The 498-nt window shown below is 46.0% G+C and carries 2 tRNA genes; both read right to left on the reverse strand.

Going from position 1 to position 498, the window contains the following annotated elements:
* Positions 1-255: 255 nt before the first annotated feature.
* Positions 256-331 (reverse strand) — tRNA-Val (locus JIG40_RS00940).
* 28 nt (positions 332-359) lie between these two features.
* Positions 360-435, reverse strand: a tRNA-Lys gene (locus JIG40_RS00945).
* Positions 436-498 lie beyond the last annotated feature (63 nt).

Below are 498 nucleotides of genomic sequence, written 5' to 3' on the forward strand. Positions count from 1 at the left end.
AAGACTTACTGAATCAGTAAGCTTCGATACCAAGCACACTTGAATGTGTTTGTTGGTGTATTCCATTCAGGAATACATTGAGAACTTTACAAACAATCTTCTAAAAGATTGTTTTGTCAGCTTTCCAAATTGTTAAAGAGCTATGCCACTTTCTATCGAAAGAAACACTTTCTAAGGATTCTCAGCGTCAGAAACCCGAACCACACCCGTTTTACTGAAGTGGTTTGGCTATCCTATCCAAAAATTCTTAGAGAGTGGTGGGCGATACCGGGTTCGAACCAGTGACCCCCTGCTTGTAAGGCAGGTGCTCTCCCAACTGAGCTAATCGCCCACATTATTTGATTTCCTGTGGCAGGAAATGGTGGGTCGTGCAGGATTCGAACCTGCGACCAATTGATTAAAAGTCAACTGCTCTACCAACTGAGCTAACGACCCGTGGTATCCCGTAGGGGAGTCGAACCCCTGTTACCGCCGTGAAAGGGCGGTGTCCTAGGCCTC

This window comes from Vibrio sp. bablab_jr001, from assembly GCF_016464285.1.
Lineage (GTDB): Bacteria > Pseudomonadota > Gammaproteobacteria > Enterobacterales > Vibrionaceae > Vibrio > Vibrio fluvialis.